This is a genomic window from Oleiphilus sp. HI0066 (assembly GCF_001635725.1).
In genome coordinates this window covers 1-891 of record NZ_LWFH01000665.1, presented here as the reverse complement: position 1 = coordinate 891, position 891 = coordinate 1, and the positions used below count along the sequence as shown (strand labels likewise).

Here is an 891-nt window from a genome sequence, read left to right as displayed (position 1 = left end):
CTTTCCTACGCTTATTTCCTGCATTGATCCCATAATCAGGATCGAATGAACTGTCACCAATTAAACATAATGATAAGCAAGGCCTTGTTATTGATCTAATGGATTTATAATATTTAGGTTATATGAAATATAGATAATCAAGATTCAAGGTGCACAAGATATGCAACGTCATTTACGTGGGATAGATCTAAACCTATTAGTAGTATTAGATGTATTAGCAGAAGACCCTCACATCACTAACGCAGCGCAAAAGCTGCATATGAGCCAACCGGCTGTTAGTAATGCATTAACACGCTTACGTGGAATTTTTAATGATGATCTTTACGTCAAAACACGCGGCGGCATGCGTCCCACACCGAAAGCATTAGAACTAAAACAACCGATACGTGATGCCTTATTTGCTATTCAGCAGCAAGTTCAACCTGAAGCAGAATTCGACCCCAAAACAGCTTCTAACACCTTCGCCATAGCAGCCAATGAATACGCAGAATCCATCGTATTCCCGGCTTTCTTTCAGTATCTAGAACAAGTTGCACCAAATATCTGTTTTGACCTTCACCCTGAAGCCGACTCAATCGCAAGCCTAACGGAACGTATTCGCTTAAAAGAGCTAGATATTGCGATCGATTACATACAGCCCAAAAGCAAAGAACTCATTTGTGAACATGTATTTGAAGAAGATCTTGTCGTGATGGCACGCAAGGGAAACCCGTACATTACGGATGAAATCATGACAGCCGAGATATATCGATCTACACCACATGTCGCATTACATCCGCGTAGTGATAAAGGCAGCCCAACCGAAATTATTCTTGGCAAAAAACAGATACAACGAGATATCAAAATACGCGCGAGCTCATTGATGAGCCTGCCAGCTATCGCGGCACGCAC

Annotated in this window: 1 protein-coding gene; it reads left to right on the top strand. The window is 41.8% G+C overall.

Translation table 11 applies throughout. From position 1 onward, the window contains the following. Positions 1-160: 160 nt before the first annotated feature. The coding region (locus tag A3738_RS08350; protein ID WP_068763521.1) for a LysR family transcriptional regulator at positions 161-891 on the top strand (731 nt) is incomplete at its 3' end.